Annotated in this window: 3 protein-coding genes; all 3 read left to right on the plus strand. The window is 55.4% G+C overall.

Annotated elements, in window-relative coordinates:
• Positions 1 to 285: DUF6522 family protein (locus ACX3P0_RS25220; RefSeq protein WP_459092956.1), on the plus strand; the 285-nt coding region annotated here is incomplete at its 5' end.
• Between the two features lie 59 nt (positions 286 to 344).
• Positions 345 to 1,145 carry a succinate dehydrogenase iron-sulfur subunit gene (locus ACX3P0_RS25225; protein ID WP_459092960.1) on the plus strand — a complete coding sequence of 267 codons (801 nt, stop codon included), beginning with the start codon at positions 345 to 347 and terminating at the stop codon, positions 1,143 to 1,145.
• Positions 1,145 to 1,458: succinate dehydrogenase, cytochrome b556 subunit (gene sdhC, locus ACX3P0_RS25230; protein WP_459092958.1), on the plus strand; the 314-nt coding region annotated here is incomplete at its 3' end. The genes ACX3P0_RS25225 and sdhC, both read left to right, overlap by 1 nt.

Genomic DNA, 1,458 nt, shown 5'->3' on the forward strand with positions numbered 1-1,458 from the left:
GAAATCAAATTCGATGACGGCGCGATCGAGGTCGACGCGGCTGTCATTGGCAAAGGGCTTGGGATTGATGCCTCGGCTGTCCAGGATCTTGTTCGTAACGGCAAAATCACCAGCAGACATGAGCGCGGTGAGGGAGAAGACACTGGCCGCGCACGGCTCACATTTTTCATGGACAACCGGCGTTTTCATATCATCGTCAACGATGATGGCCAGACCATCCGAAGATCCTCTATTGATTTTGGTGCCCGGGCTCTTCCCGCTAGCCTTCGCAAGGCGGGCGGATGACCGAGAAAGCAAAAAACCTGCTTCTGATCGAATCTTCCCAGCAGCTTCCGGAAGTGACTATGTTGAAGCGGTTTCCGCTGCCGCGGAACTTCGGTGTCAGCAAGGAGTCCCGAATAGGCAAAGGGAAACACTGGTCGGCACCTTCCAACGCCGTGCGCGCCAAGACATTCGAGATCTACCGTTACGACCCCGATTCCGGTGACAATCCTGTTCTAGACATATTCGACGTCGATCTCGATGATTGCGGCCCAATGGTTCTGGATGCCCTCATCTGGATCAAGAACAAGATGGATCCCACTCTGACGTTTCGTCGCTCATGCCGCGAGGGCGTGTGCGGCTCCTGCGCAATGAACATCGACGGTACGAATTGGCTGGCCTGTACACGATACATAGCCGAGACCGAGAAGCCGGCAACGATCTATCCCTTGAGCAATATGCGCATCATCAAGGATCTGGTGCCTGACCTCACGCATGTGTTTGCCCAATACGGTCTTATCGAACCGTGGCTTCATCCCAAAACGCCGGCGCCGGAACATGAAAGGCTACAGTCGCCGGAGGAAAGAGCACGACTTGACGGTTACTATGAGTGCATCCTTTGCTTTTGCTGCACCTCGGGATGTCCCAGTCATTGGTGGAATGGGGATCGATTTCTCGGCCCTGCCGCACTGTTGCATGCCTATCGCTGGCTCGTTGACAGCCGCGACGAAGCCACTGGCGAGCGGCTCGACGATCTGGAGGATCCTTTCCGGCTTTATCGCTGTCATACGATTCTAAACTGCACCCGTACCTGTCCCAAAGGGCTGAACCCCGGCAAGGCGATCGCCGAGATCAAGAAAATGATTGTCGAGCGGGCGGGATGATGGAAACGCAACGCCCGATGCGGCCGCTTTCGCCGAATATTCAAATCTATCGACCACAGCTTACATCGGTGCTGTCGATCCTCAACCGTATCACGGGCGTGGCCCTCAGCGCCTTTTCAGTAGTTTTGGTGGTCTGGTTATGCGCGGCAGCAGACGGCCCGCGCTCATTCGCGATCATGCAGAGTGTCATAAGTTCCTGGGTCGGCCAGGTAGTCATGGTAGCGGCTGTATTTTCGTTCTTCATGCATCTCTTCGGCGGTATCCGGCATCTGTTCTGGGATGCGGGATACGGTTTCCAGCTTCGAACGATCTA

Source organism: Mesorhizobium sp. A556, from assembly GCF_054489545.1.